Genomic DNA, 19,424 nt, shown 5'->3' with positions numbered 1-19,424 from the left:
GTGACGCTTTTATCGCTTCAGCGCACGCGTTTTCGTTCGAGCGCTGCGCGACTGCCCCAAGGACAAGCAAACGTAGAGGGTTTTGTCAAAATCCACAACGTCGGGATGCGAGGTGGTTCGTCCGGGAACGGACCGTCTCCATCCGTGAAATACACGATGCCATCCGGCAAGTGCAAGCGTAGAAAAGCCTCCTCGAACACCTTGCGCAAATCCGTCCCGCCCCGACCAACCACTTCCGATAGTTTGCCTGCAAAAGGATAGACACGCTGTATTTCGGCGTCGCATTCGACGACGGTCATGAATGCTTGCTCGTGGATGAGGCGCAAGTGCTTTGCGATTTCCTCGAGCTCGGCCGACGTCATGCTGAGCGACGTATCAATGGCAATGAGCAGGCGCGGTCGGCTCATGGCGCGAGGCGACCATGCGCGGCCCGGCACTTCGCCCAAACGATTCGGAAAACGGCGGCTCGGCCGCGCAAACGTGCCTACGGGCGTGCGCTCTTGCGACGCAAACATGGAAAGGGCCGTTTTCCAATCGACCCAATAGGTGGGAGGACCGATCCAAGCGTCGATCTCTTCAATCCATTTTCCTGGATCTTTGCCAGCCAAAAGCCCGCGCCGCGGATCGTCCTGGTCGCCCGTGTCGCCCGCTTCTTCGATGGATTGCGCCAAAAGCTGCCGCGTCTGTTCAATCGCGCCCGGCTGCCCGGCCGTCTTCTTGAATCGCCTATGATCATCGACGACTTCGCCGCTTGCCACATTTGCGCCGAGTTTTCCCGATCGCGCAGCTTCGAGCAATTTTTCGTAACGTTCGAGCGTACTTTGCCCCGCCCGCAATCCGAAACGAGTATACTTTTGCCATAGGATGGGATCCGGCAAAGGTTCTTCGATGTATTCATTGGCGCTCATTTCCAGTGCCAAGTCGAGCAGTTCCGGCTCCGCTACGTCGGCAAACTTTGGATGGCTCAAGTGGCCGAGCACGACGTGGTGCACTTCATGCAAGAGCACGCCGCGCAGGAATTGAGGTTCGCGCATGAACGAGTCGACGTTGATGTGCAGGAAAAACCGGCCATCGTAAAGCGATACCGCCATGCGTTTGACCGATGGATCGGCGACGGGAAGCATGTTCCCGAGCGCCGCGGCATAATAGGGATATCGCTGCGAAAAGTCGCTTTTCGTGATGAAATCGTCCAGGAACGTGCGAACTGCGTCGACCATGGCGTTCGGTCACGAGGGGCGAATTGGAGTGATTCCCAGCCGTTTGCAGGTGCCGACCAAATCGAGCGCCCAGCGTTCGGGCAGGTCGACGAGCAGTCCGCCAAGGCTTGCGCGCACGGGATTGCTTCGCTTGACGTCCGCAAGTTTCGGGTGGCGTTCGAGGTGCGAACAAAGGGCCGTCACGACGAACGCGATGCGGTGTTGTTTCAAAGGTTCCACCGCAAGCTGCTTTATTTTTCGCTGCGCGCTCGAACCAATGTACCTCTCACACAGTTCTTCGGGACGTATTTCGACGATTGATACCGTCGTGGGATTTCGCCCGAACGACTCGACGAGTTTTTCGCGTTGATCGCCCGGAAGGTCACCCAAAAGCGCTTCGAATGCACCCAGCGTGATGCGTCCTTCGGCAAGGAGCACACCAGCTTCGGGGCCTTCGAGCAGTCGGCAAAGACGTGTCGTGATTTCGTCGAGGCGATCGGTTTGTCCTGACGATGCATACCCGCGAACGGTATGCTCGAGGTCCGCCCGTCGGTCGTATTCGGAAAGCAGCTCGCGCACGTCGAAGGGCAATGACGACGACCATGTCGCGCGACTCGAGACGACGATTTCGACCCATGAAGGTGGCAAGTATCCACTGAGCGCATCGCGTAGAAGTCCCACGTTTTCGATTTCGCGCGGAAGCAGCGCGCTCAGAATGTGCGACACGTACGTCCACGTGCGAGGCGGGACGTCGTCGAGCACGCGTTCGTGCGCTTGCGCGACCGCAATGATGCCGGGATGCACGCCGTTCATTTGCGCCCAACCCAGCCAGCTCGTGCGATCCGCTCGAACGGGCAAGCTCAAGAAACGAGCTCGCAAGGCTTTGTCGAGCGGCGTGACGTGGTAACCTTCGCTTTCCGGGTTTATCGCGGCAAAACACGCATAACCGGGCGGCAATTCGTATCCGTGCAGCCTTCGAGCGCTCAGCAGTTGCAGGGCTGGTTGCTGGATGTATCGCTCGGCGCGATTGAGCTCCTCCAGCATCAGGATGCCGGCTCCGCTCTGCGGAAGGACGTCTGGAAGGGCATACTTCGTGCGACCGTTTTCGATCACGGGCAAACCCACGAGGTCCGGGGGTTCGAGCAGCGACAGATCGAGCACGACGTGGGCGATGCCAAGTCGATCGGCAAGTTTTCTGACGATTTCGCTCTTGCCAATGCCCGTGGGGCCTTCGAGCAGGACCGGCCGGCGCGCTCGATACGCGAGCTCGAGCACGGCCTCCAAACGCGGGCCTACGGGGATGTGCGCGGTGCGAGCTTCGGGGATCGGTGCTTTGGCCACGGGGGCGTTTGGCTAGCACGAAATGACGTGGTTGCCACATCGCTCGCGAGAGAAAAACGAGATCGAGATACACCTTGCGGCTCGAAGGTTGATTCTCTATGCTTTGTCTCGAGGTCTTTTTTACGATGATGTCCACCGAGTCGCGGTCAATGCCGATTTCCTCCGAAGTGTCACCCTATTTGTCCGGAAACTATGCCCCAGTGCATACGGAATCGTCCGCGCGCGATTTGCGGGTCATTGGAGAAATTCCGCGGGATCTCGCAGGAACGTTCGTGCGTAACGGTGCGAATCCGCGTTTTCGGCAGGAGGGCCGCCATCATTGGTTCGATGGCGACGGGATGCTTCATGCCGTGCAATTCGAGGACGGGCGCGCAGCGTACACGAATCGATGGGTGCGCACCGCTGCATTTCTTGCCGAAGAGAAAGCCGGCAAGTCCCTGTGGCGAGGCGTTTCGGAACGCCCCGACTTCACCAACCCCAGCGGACCCTTCAAAGATTCGTCGAATACCGATGTCGTCTATCACGCCGGTCGATTGCTGTCGCTTTGGTGGCTCGGTGGAGCTGCTTATGTCGTCAAATTGCCCAGCCTCGAAACGTGCGGCACCGAAACGTGGGGCGGCAAAATGCCCACGGTTTCTGCGCATCCCAAAGTCGACGCCGTCACGGGCGAATTGCTGCTTTTCGATTACAAACCCTTTCCGCCGTACCTCACGTACGCCGTCGTGGCTCCTACGGGCGAGGTCGTTCACCACACGACCATCGATTTCCCAGGTCCGCGTTTGCAACATGACTTGGCAATCACCGAGCATTACACGCTCTTTTTCGACATGACCATGATGTGGGATCCAGAGCTTCTCGCCATGGGAAAAACCAAGGTCAAGTTCTTTCGCGACAAACCTGGTCGCATTGGCATCTTGCCGCGCTACGCGCCTGGATCCGATATTCGCTGGTTCGAAACGTCGCCATTTTACATGTACCACACCATCAACGCGTGGGAAGAAGGCGACAAAGTGGTGCTCATTGGATGCAAAATCGACGCACCGCTCGTCGGCGATCCAGCGAATCCGGCGCGCGACGTTCCAAGCATCGGGTTTCTCCGTCTGGAGCCGTGCCTCTATCGCTGGGAATTGGATCTTTCGACGGGCACCGTGAAGGAATGCCAGCTCGATGATGCGCTTTCGGAATTTCCGCGCATGGACAACCGAGCGCTGGGACGCAAAACGCGCTACAGCTACAACCAACGTTTTGCCAATGCGCCGACGCTTCTTTTCGATGGTGTCATCAAGTACGACATCGAAAAGAATTCGAGCACCGCGCACTCGTATCCGCATGGGTCATTCGGCGGCGAGGTCGTGTTTGCGCCACGTATCGGTTCGACTGCGGAAGACGACGGGTACCTGGTTACGTTCGTGGTCGACGAAGCGAGCGGCAAGAGCGAAGCGTGGGTATTGGATGCGAAAAACGTCGAGGCCCCGCCACTTGCGCGCGTGGAAATTCCGCAGCGAGTGCCGACGGGGTATCACGCGTGGTGGGTCCCCGCAGGCGCGTAAACGCGACGACAACGGCAAATCGACGAATTATTTCCCGTACATCTTGGCGAATTCGGATTCGATGATCGGCGCGGTCTGATCACCGGCCGAGTTTTCTTCGCCGTATTGCTGTTCGCCGTAGGTCCAAGGCTCGACGAAATCCCATTGCGTCCGCGGAACGATGTAGCCAAGGAAGTCATTGGCGCAGTTGATGATCATCTTGATGGATCCCGCAGGCAACATCGCTTGAATGGGCGTTTCGGGCTCGTCATTGGGGAAATCTCGACCTTCGGGCTTCTCGATGTACGAACCGCCCCCGGGTTTTTCCAGCCAAAGCTCGGTATACATTTCCCCAGGCACGCCCGCAATCGCGACCGGTCCGATTTGGATGCCATTGACCTCCGTCGCGACGACGACTTCGCCCGAGGAAATGAGCGACACGCTGATCCCAGGGCGTTCTTCGTCCGCGACCTTTCGTCCGTCGGCCCAATAGACGTCACGTACGATGAGGCCCGAGAGCACGCCGAGCGCCAGCGTCACGTTCGTCGGCGGAATCAAGAATGCGCGGCGACGAAATGCGAGTGCCGGTGCATCGTCTTTTGTCACGTTGGGCCCTTCGAGCGCTGCAATGGCTGCGTCGCCTGCACCTTTGCCGACATATTCGGCTCGCTCGAACGTCCCTTGCGGACATGTCTCCATACCCCCGGCGTCGGGGCATCCCGTAATGCCAATCGTCGTGGTGAGCCCTCCGAGCGGGCCGCTGAAGAAAATTGCGGGCGCCGATGGCCACTTCGCCTCGAAAGCTTCTCGCAAGTAATGCGGATAGTCCGACGTCAGGAGTTGATTCTTGCTCCCGAGTGCTTCCGGATGATTGCCCCAGATGACGACGTTCGCAATGGGTGCGGACGAGTCGTCCTGAAATTGGATCGTATTGATGTTTTGATCGACCACGATGGGCGGCCGCGTATCATTGACGAGCTCGGGCCTTTGGGCTTGGGCGACCACCATTTTCGACTTTTTCTGCGCAGCCTTGGCTTCTTTCAGCGCCTCTACTGCTTGCGAAATGACGTAATCCATGTACGCCGGATTGACGCCCGTGGTGCTCGCATTCGGACCCCACTGACCCACGGTGTCTTGCATTTCATGCACGTGCGTCGACGATACCAGGACGTGATCGAAATCCAGACCCGCGGCAGCCGCTGCTTCACGAATGTCGATGATCCATTGCTGGAAAAATCCAACGACATCGAGCGAAATCATTCCTATCGATACATCGCCTTGTTCGAGCGTTACGGCGCGCGCCCATGCATCGTCGTGCACACCCGTGGCCGCGCGTCCCATGCCGAATCCCGCAAGCCACACGCCGTCCCATTTGCCGTTTTTGTTGACGTCGTCGTAAGGCTCGCCGTCGTCCCAATCTCCATTGGCGTTCGTGTCCGTCCACGTCTCGATGGCGGGCGAAATGGTTTTCGACGCGGCGCCCACCATGAAATCGCCGGTTGCATTTTCACAGCCGGGCATTCCAGGGCAGGTCAAATTCGTCGCTTTGCCTTGGTCGTCGGCAATCGGCGGCGGCGCTGCCGGAGTTTTCGTGGGTTCCGTGCCGCCACAACCGACGATTCCAGGGGCAAGACACGATGCAAGCAACAATGCCAAAAGGTTCGAGATGGGACGCATGTTCACCTTTTCATGTTCGCGCACGAGCGCCCGCTTTGCAAGACGTTCCGTACGAAAAACGCATTCGTGCGGCGGATCGGCTCGCATCGTGAGCGCGCCCGACATCGTCCCTTGGAAAGCTCGCGAAGACTCATTACGTCCTCACGCAGATGCACATAGACATCGGGAAAGCCAGACGAAATGCGGAACGTCGGCGGCATGGCGACATTCGAGACGAATGGCAAGTGCCACGAAACGGTAACGACGTCGATTTCGCGACCGGCCAGCCGCATTGACGGACGCCTCGGATGGCTCGACGGATGATGGCGCACGCGGCGCAAGCCGTATGCCCGTGACGCAAAGCGAAATAACGGAGGCGACGATGGGACATGTTCGAAGTGCAGGCGCACTAATCCTCGGCTCGATAATCAGTTCGTTCACCGGCTCGAGCAATGCGCAGGAACTGCCTCTGCGGCGAGTTCTGCTCACGACCGGTGGCGTGGGATATTTTGAGCACGAAGCAACAGTCACGGGAGACGCAACCTTGTCGCTCGACGTGCGGCTCGATCAGGTGAGCGACATTTTGAAAAGTATCGTGGTCGTCGATGCGCAAGGGCAAATGGGGCGGGCAACTCTCCCTGGCCGCGAGCCTCTTGCGGAGATTTTTCGCGACATGCCGTTTACGCTCGAGGACCTCTCGTCGCCTGCGTCACTCATGAGAGCGCTACGCGGATCGATGGTTCGCATGTCGGTGCATGCCTCCGTGATCGAGGGGCGAATCATTTCGGTGACCGAAGAGACGACGTCGCTCGGAGAAGGGCAGGGGACCATCGTACGACACCGTATGACGTTGATGGGCTCGACGGGTATGCGCCAAGCTGTGCTCGAAGATGCGGGCTCGATCGAAATCGTCGATCCGATCCTGCGTGCCAATGTCGAGAACGCGCTGGCCGCAGTGGCCGCTCATAGCGCGACCGGGCGCCGCATGATTTCGATTCAAGCGGAAGGTGAAGGCGAACGGACGGTGTCGGTGGGGTACGTGGCCGAAGCGCCGCTCTGGAAGGCGACGTATCGGTTGGTCCTTCCAAACAGTGGAAACATGGCGCAAATGGAAGGCTTTGCGCTGCTCGAAAACATGAGCGGTCACGACTGGATCGGCGTCGAGCTGGCTGTGGCGTCGGGTAATCCGGCGACGTTTCGACAAGCGCTGTACGAAGCGTATTTCGTGACGCGTCCGGTGGTGCCGGTGGAGGTGTTCGGGCGAATTTTGCCGCCGGTCGATCCGGGTGCGGTCGCGAGGGACAAAGCGGTAGATGCGCCTTCACTGTCGCGGCATTCGGGAGTTATGCCGTTCGCAATGCCAGACGGGCTGTCCGCTGCCGAGGAGACCGAAGCGCCTGCTGCGGATACGTCGATCGCGAGGGCGACCGAAGGCGAAACGGCGGTGACGTTCATGTTCGCCGACCCGATCGATTTGGCCCGCGGCGAAGCCATGCTCGCGCCGATCATTCAACGCCAAATGCGTGCGGAACGCGTGTCGGTGTATCGTCGCGACGTGGGCAAGACAAACCCGACGGCGTCGGTGCGCCTCGTGAACGAATCGGACACGGGTTTGCCCCCAGGGGCCGTGACGGTTTACGAGATGCAAGGCGAGCAAGGAGACCTCGCTTTCGTCGGAGATGCGCAGCTCGGTGCGCTGCCCATGGGCGAAGAGCGGCTGCTCGGATTTGCCGCGGACCTCGAAGTCCGTGTCAATTACGATGACAAGTATGCGCAGGTCATGACGGGAGCATCCATCGATCGCGGGGTGCTCGTGGTTCGTCGTGTCGAGCGAAGGCAAACGGACTACACGATCGCCGGACCTGCGAACGAGCCGCGTTCGATGATCATCGAGCACCCACGTATCGCAGGGTTTGCCCTCGTGGCGCCGATGCAAGGCGTGCTCGGAGAAACCACGACGCATCATCGGGTGAGTTTGGAGGTTGCAGCAGGACAAACCGCCATGCTCGAGGTGATTCTGGAGAGGCCGATCGAAGAGCGGATGTCCATTGGAGGGATCGGTGTCGAGGCGCTCGGCGTGTTTGCGCAATCGGCGGAGATTTCGGAGACCGTACGCGCGGCGTTGCGGCGTGTTGCGGAGCTTCAACGGACGCTTTCGGGTCGACAGCAAGCGCTCGCGGCGCTCGAGGCTGATCGGACCCGAATCGCTGCGGATCAAGAAAGGCTGCGAAAAAACCTCGAAGCCGTGCCGGCGGAGAGTGACCTGGGGACGCGTTATCTCGCGGCGCTCGCCGAAACGGAGGATCGGATCGCTGCGCTGGATCAGTCGATTGCAGCGGCGCGAGACGGGGTGAAGATGGCGAAGGACGAGCTCGAGCAGTTCATTGCTTCGCTGTCACTGTAGGTAGGTTTGTCGAGGAAATGGCCGGCCGTTCATCGCGGCCGGCCATCATGCGGAAGGTTTTACGGCGCGATACAGAACGCGAGCTTCCAATTGTCGAGCGTGCCGAGATCGCCCGAGCCATCGTCGACGACTTTGAGCGTCCATGCGCCCTGAGCGGGCGTGCCGAGGAGCGGCAAGAGCGAAGCTTCGGGGGCAAAGCAACCCGAGTACGGTGGAGTGCCCGCAGTGATGAGTGTCGGACACACTGGATGAAGCACGGTTTCCGTGTAGTTGTCTCCGGTGCTGCCATTGTCGCTCGAGAGGTCGAACGTCACGTTGGCCGGGGAGACAATGGAAACGTCCACATCGCCGTCGAACGGATGCGTGATATTGAGGACGATTCCTCCGCTGGCGATGTTGCCGATGTTGTCGACGATGAACACGGGGCTCGTGATGCCCGTCGTGTTGGCGTCGGGGATGGCGATGGGCGCATGGAAGGACCTGTAGACGCGCAGCGTTTCACCCGCCTGGCAAGCGGGGAAGTACGCAGGCAAGGTGCAATCGGAATCGGCCGCATCCGCGTTGCCGTCGCCGTCGTTGTCGATCATGTCGCTGCAGTTCGTCTCGTACGCCATGCACGTGCTCGGCGCGGGGGTGCAGGTGTAGTCCGGCTCGACGGTGCACGTCGACGAGCAGCCGTCACCGTTGTCGGTGCCGCCGTCGTCGCATTGCTCGCCGGCATCTTGCATGCCGTTGCCACACGCGAGCGAGCAAATGCTCGGCGCATTGCCCATGCAAAGCCAGCCCGGTTCCACGGCGCAAGCGCTCGAGCAGCCGTCGCCGTCGTCCGTATCGCCGTCGTCGCACGTTTCGCCAATCTCTTGCATGCCGTCGCCGCACGTCGGCGTCGGGGCGACGCAGAGCCCGAGGCTCCACGAGCCCAAGAGGCCGCCATCGATATTGGCTGCGTCTGCAACGTTGAACGTCCACGCACCATTGGTGACTTGGCCAATGAGGCTGCTCAGCGCCATTTCCGGCTTGAAGCGGCCGCGGAATGGTGCGGCGCCGGCGGTGACGTTCGTCGAAGCTGCGTCGCTGAAGACGGTCGACACATAATTGTCGCCCGTGCTGCCGTTCCTGGAGCTCAGGTCCAGGGTCGTCCCCGTTGCGGAGATGAGCGTGAGGTTGAGGTCGCCGTCGAATTGGTGCGAGATCGCATTGGCCACGACGACTGCATTGCCCACGACGCCCATGTCGCTGACGTTGATGACGCTCGATATGCCCGCGAGGTTGTTGTCTGGGATGACGGCCGCGCCATCGGTCGACGTCAGGACGACGAGCGTTTCATTGCCTGCGCAGGTGATTTCGAGCTGGCAGGATGCGCAGCCGTCGCCCGCGTTCGCATTCATGTCGTCGCATTGTTCGCCAGGTTCGACAAACCCGTTGCCACAAACGCTCGGGACGCTGGGGTCGATGCAGAGAGCGAGCGACCAGGCATTGAGGGTTCCGGTCGTGCCGGAGAGATCGTCAGCCACGCGCAATACCCAATTGCCGGCGGCAGTTTGGTTTCCAAAACCTGCGGCGTCGGAAATGGTTTGTTCGGGCCTGAAGGTGCCCGTGTATGGCGCGGTTCCCGCCGTGATCGTTGTTGCGGCGGCGTCGCTGAACATCGTCCCCGTGAAGTTCGCCGAGGTACCGACGTCGGTCGCGAGTGCGCGTTGCACGCCGTGAGGCGAGGTGAGGAACGAGTCGATATGGCCCGTGTTCGCAATCGCGATGTTGAACGACGGAATGACTCTGCGCACCACGCCCGTTTGGCCGACGTTGATGACGCTGATGATGCCACCTTGGGCATTGTCGGGGATGGCGGCCGAGGTGGTATTCGTGAGGATGACGGATACCTCGCCGGGGCCACAGGTGATGTCGAGTGCGCAGGTATCCGAACAGCCGTCGCCGGCGGTCATGTTGCCGTCGTCGCACGCTTCGCCGCCGCGGAGCAGGCCGTCACCGCAAATGGCCGTGCACGTGCTGGGCGCGCTGGAGCAGTTCCAGCCCGTTTCAAGGGTGCATGTCGTGCTGCAGCCATCGTTGGCGGCGGTATTGCCGTCGTCGCAAGCTTCGGTGGCGTCCACGATGCCGTCACCGCACGCAATGCACGCGCCCATCGTGCACATGCCGCTTGCCATGTTGGACGTGCAGGCGGTGCCATCGGGCGCGTCGGGATCCGAGCACGTACCCGTCATCGGGTCGCACATGCCTGCGACGTGACATTGATCCAAAGGCATACACGTGACAGGGTCTGCCCCGGAACAAGTGCCCGCCATACAGCTATCCGTCTGCGTGCAGGCATCGCTATCGTCACACGAAGTGCCATCGGGTGCGTCCGGATCCGAGCACATGCCCGTCATCGGGTCGCACGTGCCCGCGACATGGCATTGATCCAGAGCCATGCACACGATGGGGTCGGCCCCGGTACAAGTGCCGGCCGTACAGCTATCCGTCTGGGTACATGCGTCGCTGTCGTCGCAGAGCGTGCCGTCGGGCGCATTCGGGTTGGAACACATGCCCGTCATTGGATCGCAGGTGCCCGCCTCGTGGCATGCATCCAATGCGGTGCACGTAATGGGCGTGCCCGCGGTGCACGTGCCCATCTGGCACGTATCCATCGGCGTGCACAGATCGCCGTCGTCGCACATGGAACCGTCGGCCATGTTCGGATGCGAGGGCATGCCGCCATTACATACTTCGTCCGTGCAAGCATTGCCGTCATCGAGCGGCAAGTCGGTATCGTCGGCAATATCGACGAAATTGCCATTGCCATCACAGACGTGCTGGAGGCAATCGTTATCTGTTTGCGCAGCAACGGGAGTGTCTGCCGCGGTGAACGTAAATCCGCACACGTTGTTGTCGCACGTCCGCGTCTTGCACTCGTCATCCGTGCCGGGGCAATCGTCTGCTGTATTGCATCCGACGCATTGAGCCATGTCGTTGCATACGAGCGGGTCGGGTCCGCCGGCCGGCGTGCAATCGGTTCCTTGCGGCAAATTCGTATTCGACGGCGTGCCCATCGTGCACACGTCGTCGGTGCACGCATTCATGTCGTCGGGCACGTCCATGTCGTCGTTGTTATCAATGGTCGCGCCATTGCCATCGCAAACCGTAATCAGGCAATCACCCGCCACTTGCGTGGGAATGGGCGTATCGGCCGCGGTGTAATCGAACCCGCAGGCGCCCATCGTGCACGTGCGCGTTTGGCATGCCGTGTCGTCGCCAGGGCATTCCTCCGCGTTGAAACACTGCACACACGCGCCATTGGCGTCGCATTTCGACCCGCCATTCGAGCTGCACGCGGTTCCCTCGGCCTTCGGCGTATGCGCCGTCGTGCCGTCGGTATTGCACGCATCGTCGGTGCAGTCGTTCATGTCGTTTTCAGGTACGCACGCCGAGCCCCCCGCGCCGTCGATTTGCGATCGATCGACTTGCGAGATGATTTCACATCCTGCCGTGCCCCCTATCGAGCTTGCGAATAAGACGAGCGTCGTCGTGACGAATCGCTTCGACGTAAGGCGCTTCCATCGGTTCATGAGTTGACATCTCCTGCCGGCGCAGCATAGGCGCCAAGAATTACGGGCATCGTCCCAGGCCAAACCTCATCACGGACGGATCGGGCGGTCAAGCACGAATCCGTCGAGCTGCCGGGAATTCGGCTCGCGGAACGATGAATAGAGGTTTCGCTGACGAAATGCCGGTCGTATGCACCGACCGGCCGGCCGGAAAGGTTGCTATGGTGCAATGCAGAGCACGAGCGCCCAGTTGTCCAGCGTTCCCGTGTCGTCCATCGAGTCGTCGACGCTTTTTAGTTGCCATACGCCTTGTGCAGGCGTTCCGGCGAGCGGCGCGAGAGATGCTTCCGGCGCGTAGCAGTTCGAAAACGGCGCAGCGCCGCCCATGATCGGCGGACACGATGCATGCAGCACCGTGTTCGTGTAGTTATCGCTGCTCGCGCCATTGTCGCTCGTGAGGTCGAACGAAGCGTTCGTCGGCGAAACGAGCGTCACGTCGACGTCTTCGACCCATGTGTGCGTCGCGCTGAGCAGGACCGCGACGCTCGCAACATTGCCGACGTTGTTCACGACCGACACCAAGCTCGTCGCCCCTGCCGGATTGTTGTCGGGAATCGACTTCGGCGTGTCGAACGATTTGTACACGCGAAGCGTTTCACCCGCTTGGCAACCGGGAAAATATGCAGGAAGCGCGCAATCCCCATCGGCTGCATCCAAGCTTCCGTCAGCGTCGTTGTCGATGCCATCGCTGCAGTTTGTCTCGTACAGCGCACAGACACTCGGCGTACCCATGCATCGGTAATCTGCCTCGACCGTGCACGTGCTCGAACAACCATCACCGCCGGTCGTGCCGCCGTCGTCGCATTGTTCACCGGTCGCAATCAACCCATCCCCACAGAATGGCAGGAGCATGCAATCCGCTGCGCAGTTTGCCCCACCATCACATTGCTCGGAACCCTCCGTGATGCCATTGCCACAAAGAGCATTGAAGCCAACCTGCAGCTTGTAAGCTGCAATGGTACCATTGTTGAGGTACTCCTCGACGCGGATGAAATACGTGCCCGGAGCAAGATGCCGAGCTGCAGCATCGGACACGACATTCGAGTCGATCAAGGAGCAACTGTTGATACCGTCCTCGTCATCGGTCACGAGCACGGTCGTGCAATCGGGACCGCGCAATTGGATGATCGTATCGGTACCCGTACTGCAACTGCCGTGCGTGGGCGCGAACGTCTCGATCTTGAGATCAGCATAAGTGGGCACCGTAATGGCGATGTAATCCTGATCTCCTATCGGGGAAATCGCTCCATCCAAGAGAAACGGAGGCAAGAAGGGGCCGCTCGTTTGTCCGCACGCATTGTTAGGCTCGACGTCGCTCGTGATTTCGAATAGGCAGTTGCTCGCGCAACCGTCGCCGCTCGTCGTATTGCCGTCGTCGCATTGCTCGTTTCCAGTCACCGTACCATTGCCGCAGGTGAACACACACATGCTCGGCTGCCCCGTGCAACCCCAGCCTTGTTCTACGAGGCACGCAGAAGAACAGCCGTCGTTATCGTTCACATTGGAATCGTCGCACGTTTCGCCGGCACCGATCGCTCCATCGCCGCAAGCCACGAGCGCAAGGTCCACCTGAAGCGTGTAATCGTACGTCGCGAGTCCGGCGGGTGCGAGCGTCGTGCGCTTGGCTTCGACGAAGTACGTTCCCGGCACGAGGTTGTTGACGGTGACTTTGGAACAATAATTCGTCGGGGGATTGACGTCGTCATTCGTTCCAAGCGACATTCCTGCGGCATTGCGCACGGTCAGAAAACTGTCGATATGCGTCGGATTCGAACACTTCGAACCCAATGGCCCGTCCTTGACTTCAGCCGTGAGCGTGCCCTTGTTGTTGGGTGGAACGACAATCGAGAAAACATCCTTGTCCAGCGTGGGATCGTTGAATGCCTTGACCTGATTGCCAATTGCGACTGACGACCACGCATTGGCCGTCGCGTCCGAATCGTTGGGCTCGATTTCGCACCCGGATTCGATGTTGCATATCGCGCTGCAGCAATCGCCACCATTCATGTTGCTGTCGTCGCATGCTTCCGCGCCTGCCTTGATCCCATCGCCACACGTCGTCGCGCAAGCGCTCGGCATACCCGTGCAAGCAAACCCAGATTCGACCGTGCACGTCGCGCTGCATCCATCGCCGCCATTCGTATTGCCGTCGTCGCAAAGTTCGGCGCCGACAATCATCCCATCACCGCAAATCGCAGTGCAAACGCTGGGAGTACCCACACACGAATAACCCATTTCGACGCTGCACGTTGCGCTGCATCCATCGCCTGCCGATCCATTGCCGTCGTCGCACGCTTCGGCGCCCGTCGTTTGACCATCGCCACAGAGCGAGTCGACGCATACGCCGGAGACGCAAATGCTACTCGAGCAATCCGTATTCTGCGTGCAGGTTTTGCCGAGGTCGCAAGGAGAACACATCCCTCCGCCGCAATCGATGTCGGTCTCGAGGCCGTTTTTCGTATTGTCCATGCACGTTGCGGTTTGACAAACCATCATCGAGCAAACACCGCTCGCGCAGTCGCCGCCGTCGGTGCACCCTTCGCCGTCGGGACAGTCCACGCAATCGGGACCGCCGCAATCCATGCCCGTTTCCGACCCGTTTTTCATTTTATCCGAACATGTCGCGGCTTGGCACACGCCACTACTACACACTTTGCTCGCGCAATCCGTCGCCACCGAGCACGTTTGGCCATCGGCGCATGGACTGCAGCTCGGTCCACCACAATCGACATCGGTTTCGTTGCTATTTTTTACATTATCGCTGCACGTAGGGAGACAAACCGCGCCCGAGCAATCTCCGCCCGTGCAATCGGTGTCCTGCGTGCATCCAAGCCCTGGACCACAAGGGCTGCACGTGCCACCACCGCAATCGACGTCGGTTTCGTCGCCGTTTTCCACCGTATCGCTGCACGTGGGAACGGCGCATGTCGCATTCGTGCAAACGCCACTCATGCAATCGGACGCGATGCTGCAGACGAGGCCATCGGTGCACGGAGCACAATCGGCTCCGCCGCAATCGACGTCGGTTTCGGTTCCGTTTTTCACCGTATCGACGCAAGCGGGCGACACGCATTTATTCGACGTGCACACGAGGCTCGTGCAATCGGTTGCGACATTGCATTCGACGCACGTTCCCTGACCATCGCATACCTTGCCGCTACCGGCTGCGCATACGGCGCCCGCAGCAAGAGGCGTGTTTTCCGGGCTGCCCGCATTGCATGCATCCGCCGTGCAATCGTTCATGTCGTCGAGCGTGTCGGCATCGTCGGGCTCGGTCGTCACCGTGCCCATGCCATCACAAACCTCGCGCTGGCAATCGCCTGTCGTTTGATTGCTCGTGGGCGTACCGGCTGGCACATCCGCAAAACCACAAACGCCATCGGTGCAGGTTCTCGTCCGACAAACCGTATCCGTTCCAGGGCACGAATCGGCCGTCGTGCACGCCGTCCCGCCTCCGGCTCCCGCCATCCCGCCCATGCCGCCTGCGCCGCCTCCGCCAGTGCCTGGGTTGACCGGCGACCCATCGGGCCCGCACCCCGAAGACGCTCCAAGCAATGCCGTGAGCAATACGAACGACGCAACGGCAAATCGATTCGACCCCAAACGCTTCCACCGCTTCATAGGCCAGCCCATTCCTCAATTGGCAGAACAAGCAAATTCTTGCCGAGCCACATCATCACGATGGGAAATGGGGGTCAAGCAGAAACGCGGAGGCGCTAACCTTGCAATTGCGCCGCCATTTTCAGCTTTTGGGGAGCAACTTTGGATGGGTTCGATGGGATTGGCGATGGCGTCGCCAGTGGAATGGGCGCGCCGCCTGCCGCCTCAAGGAGCAATGCAGAAGATCATGGCCCAGCTATTGATGGTGCCAGTGTCACCGCCTGCATCGTCAGCGGCTTTGAACTTCCAAACGCCTTCTGCTGGCATGCCGGCAAGCGACGCAAACGAAGTTTCGGGCTGATAGCAACCGGAGAAGGGGGCCGCGCCACTCACGACCGACGTGGAACACGTGGAATCGAGCACCGTATTCGTGAAGTGCTCGAGCGAGCCACCGTTGTCGGAGCATACGTCCATCTGCGCAATGCCCGGCGGAATCAAGAACAGGTCGAGATCCGCGTCCCAGGTGTGCGTAATGTTGTAGAGGAGTGCGGCGCGAGCGATCGTGCCTGCGCCGAGGCCGACGAAGAGGTTGCTCGTGACGCCCGTTGAATTGCTGTCCGGGATCGATTTCGGAACATCGATCGACTTGAAAACGCGGAGCTGTTGTCCTGCCGAACAGGCCGGGAAGTAGGCGGGAATTTGGCAATCGGTGTCGGCGGCATCCGCTCCGCCGTCGCCATCGTTGTCCATGCCGTCGTTGCACAAGCTCTCGAAGATCGTGCACGTACTGGGAGCGCCCGTGCACTTGTAATCGAGCTCGACAGCGCATCCGGGCGAGCATCCATCGCCTGCCATGGTATTTCCATCATCGCATTGGTCGTTGCCATCGACCATGCCGTTGCCACATGTGAAAATACACATGCTCGGTGTTCCGCTGCAAATGTATCCCGGATCGATGAGGCACAGATCGCTGCAGCCGTCGCTCGCTGTCATATTGCCGTCGTCGCATTGCTCGGTGCCGGTAATCGCTCCGTCGCCGCAATCGAACGTGCAGACGCTCGGCGCTCCGGTGCACGTCCAGCCCTGCTCGAGGCGGCAATTGTCGGCACAACCATCGCCGCTCGTCGTATTGCCGTCATCGCACGTTTCCGATCCTTGCGTCTGCCCGTCGCCGCACAGAGCGTTCAGGCCGATGAGCAATTGGTAGTTCGCAATGGCCGCATTATTGCCGTTTTCTTCGACCTCCACATAGTAAGTACCAGGCGGCAGATTTGCAGCCGATCCATGCGTCGTGGAATTGATGAGCGAACAGGTTCCCACTCCGCCATTGTCATTCGTGGTCAGGATCGTGCTGCAATCCGTGCCTCGCAGGTGGACGACCGTGTCATTGCCCGTCGTGCACGTGTCGAACGACGGCACGAACGTTTGAATCTTGACGTCGGCGTGAGCCGGAATGGTGAACGCATAAAGGTCCTTGTCGGTGCCCGCCGTAATCGATCCATCGATGAGCTTGGGCAGCGTGAAGGGGCCATTCGCTGCGCCGCACATGTCATTCGGCTCGGTTTCGGGGGTGCCCTCGACGCGACATTCGGCATTGCAGCCATCGCCGGGGGTCAAGTTGCCGTCGTCGCACGTTTCCGAGCCCTGCACGACGCCGTCGCCGCAAAGCGCATTGTAGGTGACTTGGAGCTTGTAGGCGGGGATCGTTGCGGAATTCCCGAAGCGGGTGACGCGTACGTAATACGTTCCCGGCGCGACGTGCTTCGCGCCAGCATCGGCCGCTATCGCGGAATCGATGAGCGAGCAAGGGGAAAGGCCGCCGTCGTCGTCGGTGACCAAAACCGTCGTGCAGTTGGACGCGCGTAGGTCGATGACCGTGTCATTGCCGGATACACATTGCCCGACGTTCGGAGCCCACGTTTGAATCTTCAGATCCGCGTACGCCGGCACCGTGAACTCGATATAGTCTTCGTCACCCGTCGGCGTAATGCGCCCATTGAGGACGAATGGCGGCGCAAAGGGTCCACTTGCATCGACGCACGTGCCGTTTGGCTCGAGCTCGATCGGGTAACATACGCTCGGTATGCCCGTGCAGCCATAATTCGGCTCGACGACACACACATCGTTGCAGCCGTCGCCCGCCGTCGTATTGCCATCGTCGCATTCTTCGAATCCGACGAGCAAAGAGTCGCCACAAATGGCCGTGCAAACGCTCGGCGTCCCCGTGCAGTCGAAGCCCATTTCGACCGTGCACGTGGTGCTGCATCCATCTCCGCCGAATGGATTGCCATCGTCACAGGTTTCACCCACGCCAATGATGCCATCGCCACACACCGGCGTGCATACGCTCGGACTGCCCATACAGCCATAGCCAGTTTCGACGGTGCACATTGCGGAGCACCCGTCGCCATCGGTGGCATTGCCGTCGTCGCAACCTTCGCCCATGACGACGATCGAATCGTTGCAGATGGGCGTGCATACCGTCGGCACGCCGGTGCACGTGAAGCCCGTTTCCGGCGCACAATTCGAATCGCAGCCGTCGCCGCTATCGGCATTTCCGTCGTCGCAGGTTTCCGCTCCCGTTATCAGGCTATCGCCGCACAGCGAAATGACGCAAATGCTCCCCGTGCAGATGTTGCTCGAGCAATCGCCATTTTGCGCACATGCCTTTCCAAGGTCGCACCCCGGACAAGCGCCGCCGCCGCAATCGACGTCCGTCTCCGTGCCATTCATGACCATGTCCATGCACGACGGCACCTGACAAACCATTCCGGAGCAGACGCCGCTTTCGCAGTCACTCGCTTCGTTGCAACCGAGGTTATCAGCGCACTTGTTACACGTCGGTCCGCCGCAGTCGGGCCCCGTTTCCATTCCGTTTTGCACTCCATCGGTGCACGTGGGGACCAGACAAACGCCATTGTCGCAAACTTTGCTTTCACAGTCCGAATTGACGGAACACGTTTCGCCATCGGCGCACGGGGTGCACGTTGGTCCACCACAATCGACGTCGGTTTCGTTGCCGTTCGTGATGTCATCCGTGCACGTCTCGAGACAAACCGATCCCGAACATGCTCCGCCGACGCAATCGGTATCCTGGTTACATCCGAGACCCGGGCCGCAAGGCATGCACGATCCGCCACAATCGATGTCCGATTCAGTGCCGTTTTCGATGCTGTCGGAGCACGTCGGGACTTGACAAACGTTCAACGTGCACACCTTGCTCGCGCAGTCCGCAGCCACGTTGCAAGCGAGCCCGTCGGCACATCCGGCACAATCCGCGCCGCCGCAGTCGACATCGGTTTCCGAGCCGTTTTTCACCACGTCGGCGCATGCTGGCGGAACGCACTGGTTCGCGGTGCACACGAGACTCGTACAATCCGACGGCGCCGTGCACTCGACACACGCGCCCGCTCCGTCGCACACGTTTCCGCCGTTCGACGAACACGTGGCGCCCGCTGCCAAAGGCATATTTTGCGGCTGGCCAAGAGCGCAAAGGTCGGTCGTGCAATCGTTTTGATCGTCGAGGATGTCCGCGTCGTCAGGCTCGGTCGTCACGGTACCTTGACCGTCACACACCTCGCGCAAACAGTCCGCCATCGTTTCATTGCCCGTCGCCGTTCCCGCCGGGGCATCGGCAAACCCGCACACACCCGCGACACATGTTCGAGTTCGACAAACCGTGTCGGTTCCGGGACACTCGTCCGCCGTCGCGCATTCGCTGCCGGCTCCACCCGTTCCACCGGTGCCACCAGCGCCTTCGGGAATCTCCGAACGATCCACACGCGTAATGAACTCGCAGCCTGCAGACGAACCGAGCAGCATGGCAAGGAGCCCAAAGCTAGATGCCGCAAGGGTATTCGAAGCAGAACGTCTCCATCGACTCATGCTGGTTCTCTCCACATCGGCGCTGCGCGCTCAAGACGTACCGACTTTCGCTTGGTCGGCACGGTTTGGACCATCGTGTCCGCACCAGACCACAATCGGAAAAACGGGTCAAGAGGAGAGAGTGGGTTCGGAAGAAGAATCCAGAGGTTCGTCCTCGTCTCGGATAGCAGCGCGCGTCATGCGGCGTACGGCCCGCGAGCGCACATCGCCC

General features: G+C 60.3%; 7 protein-coding genes and 3 pseudogenes. 2 read left to right on the top strand and 8 right to left on the bottom strand.

Annotated elements, in window-relative coordinates:
* Positions 1-17 precede the first annotated feature (17 nt).
* On the bottom strand, positions 18-1,217 hold the full coding sequence (locus tag IPM54_07960) for a hypothetical protein (protein MBK9259759.1): 1,200 nt from the start codon (positions 1,215-1,217) through the stop codon (positions 18-20).
* Between the two features lie 9 nt (positions 1,218-1,226).
* Positions 1,227-2,537 carry an AAA family ATPase gene (locus tag IPM54_07955; GenBank protein MBK9259758.1) on the bottom strand — a complete coding sequence of 437 codons (1,311 nt, stop codon included), beginning with the start codon at positions 2,535-2,537 and terminating at the stop codon, positions 1,227-1,229.
* A 125-nt stretch (positions 2,538-2,662) separates the two neighbouring features.
* Here IPM54_07955 and IPM54_07950 point away from each other — a divergent pair, with 125 nt between their 5' ends.
* Positions 2,663-4,087, top strand: coding sequence for a carotenoid oxygenase family protein (locus tag IPM54_07950; GenBank protein MBK9259757.1), 1,425 nt, complete (start codon positions 2,663-2,665; stop codon positions 4,085-4,087).
* Positions 4,088-4,114: 27 nt separating this feature from the next.
* On the opposite strand, the gene IPM54_07945 is transcribed toward IPM54_07950, so the two are convergent.
* The gene (locus IPM54_07945; protein MBK9259756.1) at positions 4,115-5,848 is read right to left on the bottom strand and encodes a hypothetical protein; all 1,734 of its coding nucleotides are present in this window, start codon (positions 5,846-5,848) and stop codon (positions 4,115-4,117) included.
* Between the two features lie 256 nt (positions 5,849-6,104).
* On the opposite strand from IPM54_07945, the gene IPM54_07940 reads away from it, so the two are divergent.
* Positions 6,105-8,126 carry a hypothetical protein gene (locus IPM54_07940; protein MBK9259755.1) on the top strand — a complete coding sequence of 674 codons (2,022 nt, stop codon included), beginning with the start codon at positions 6,105-6,107 and terminating at the stop codon, positions 8,124-8,126.
* Positions 8,127-8,740: 614 nt separating this feature from the next.
* Here the strand turns inward: IPM54_07940 and IPM54_07935 are convergent.
* The 5 genes and pseudogenes from IPM54_07935 to IPM54_07915 all read right to left on the bottom strand — a co-directional run bounded on the left by IPM54_07935 (position 8,741) and on the right by IPM54_07915 (position 19,213).
* A pseudogene (locus tag IPM54_07935) lies at positions 8,741-9,136 on the bottom strand (DUF4215 domain-containing protein).
* A gap of 450 nt (positions 9,137-9,586) precedes the next feature.
* Positions 9,587-10,069: pseudogene (locus IPM54_07930) on the bottom strand (proprotein convertase P-domain-containing protein).
* A pseudogene (locus IPM54_07925) lies at positions 10,046-10,360 on the bottom strand (DUF4215 domain-containing protein). The pseudogenes IPM54_07930 and IPM54_07925 overlap by 24 nt, the downstream one beginning before the upstream one ends.
* 1,527 nt (positions 10,361-11,887) lie before the next feature.
* Positions 11,888-15,349 (bottom strand): DUF4215 domain-containing protein, encoded by a 3,462-nt coding sequence (locus IPM54_07920; protein MBK9259754.1) that lies wholly within the window; start codon positions 15,347-15,349, stop codon positions 11,888-11,890.
* A 204-nt stretch (positions 15,350-15,553) separates the two neighbouring features.
* On the bottom strand, positions 15,554-19,213 hold the full coding sequence (locus IPM54_07915) for a DUF4215 domain-containing protein (protein MBK9259753.1): 3,660 nt from the start codon (positions 19,211-19,213) through the stop codon (positions 15,554-15,556).
* Positions 19,214-19,424 lie beyond the last annotated feature (211 nt).

This window comes from Polyangiaceae bacterium, assembly GCA_016715885.1.
GTDB lineage: Bacteria > Myxococcota_A > Polyangia > Polyangiales > Polyangiaceae > Polyangium.
The sequence above is the reverse complement of the archived record's forward strand: the minus strand, read 5'-3'. Positions and strand labels throughout refer to the sequence as shown.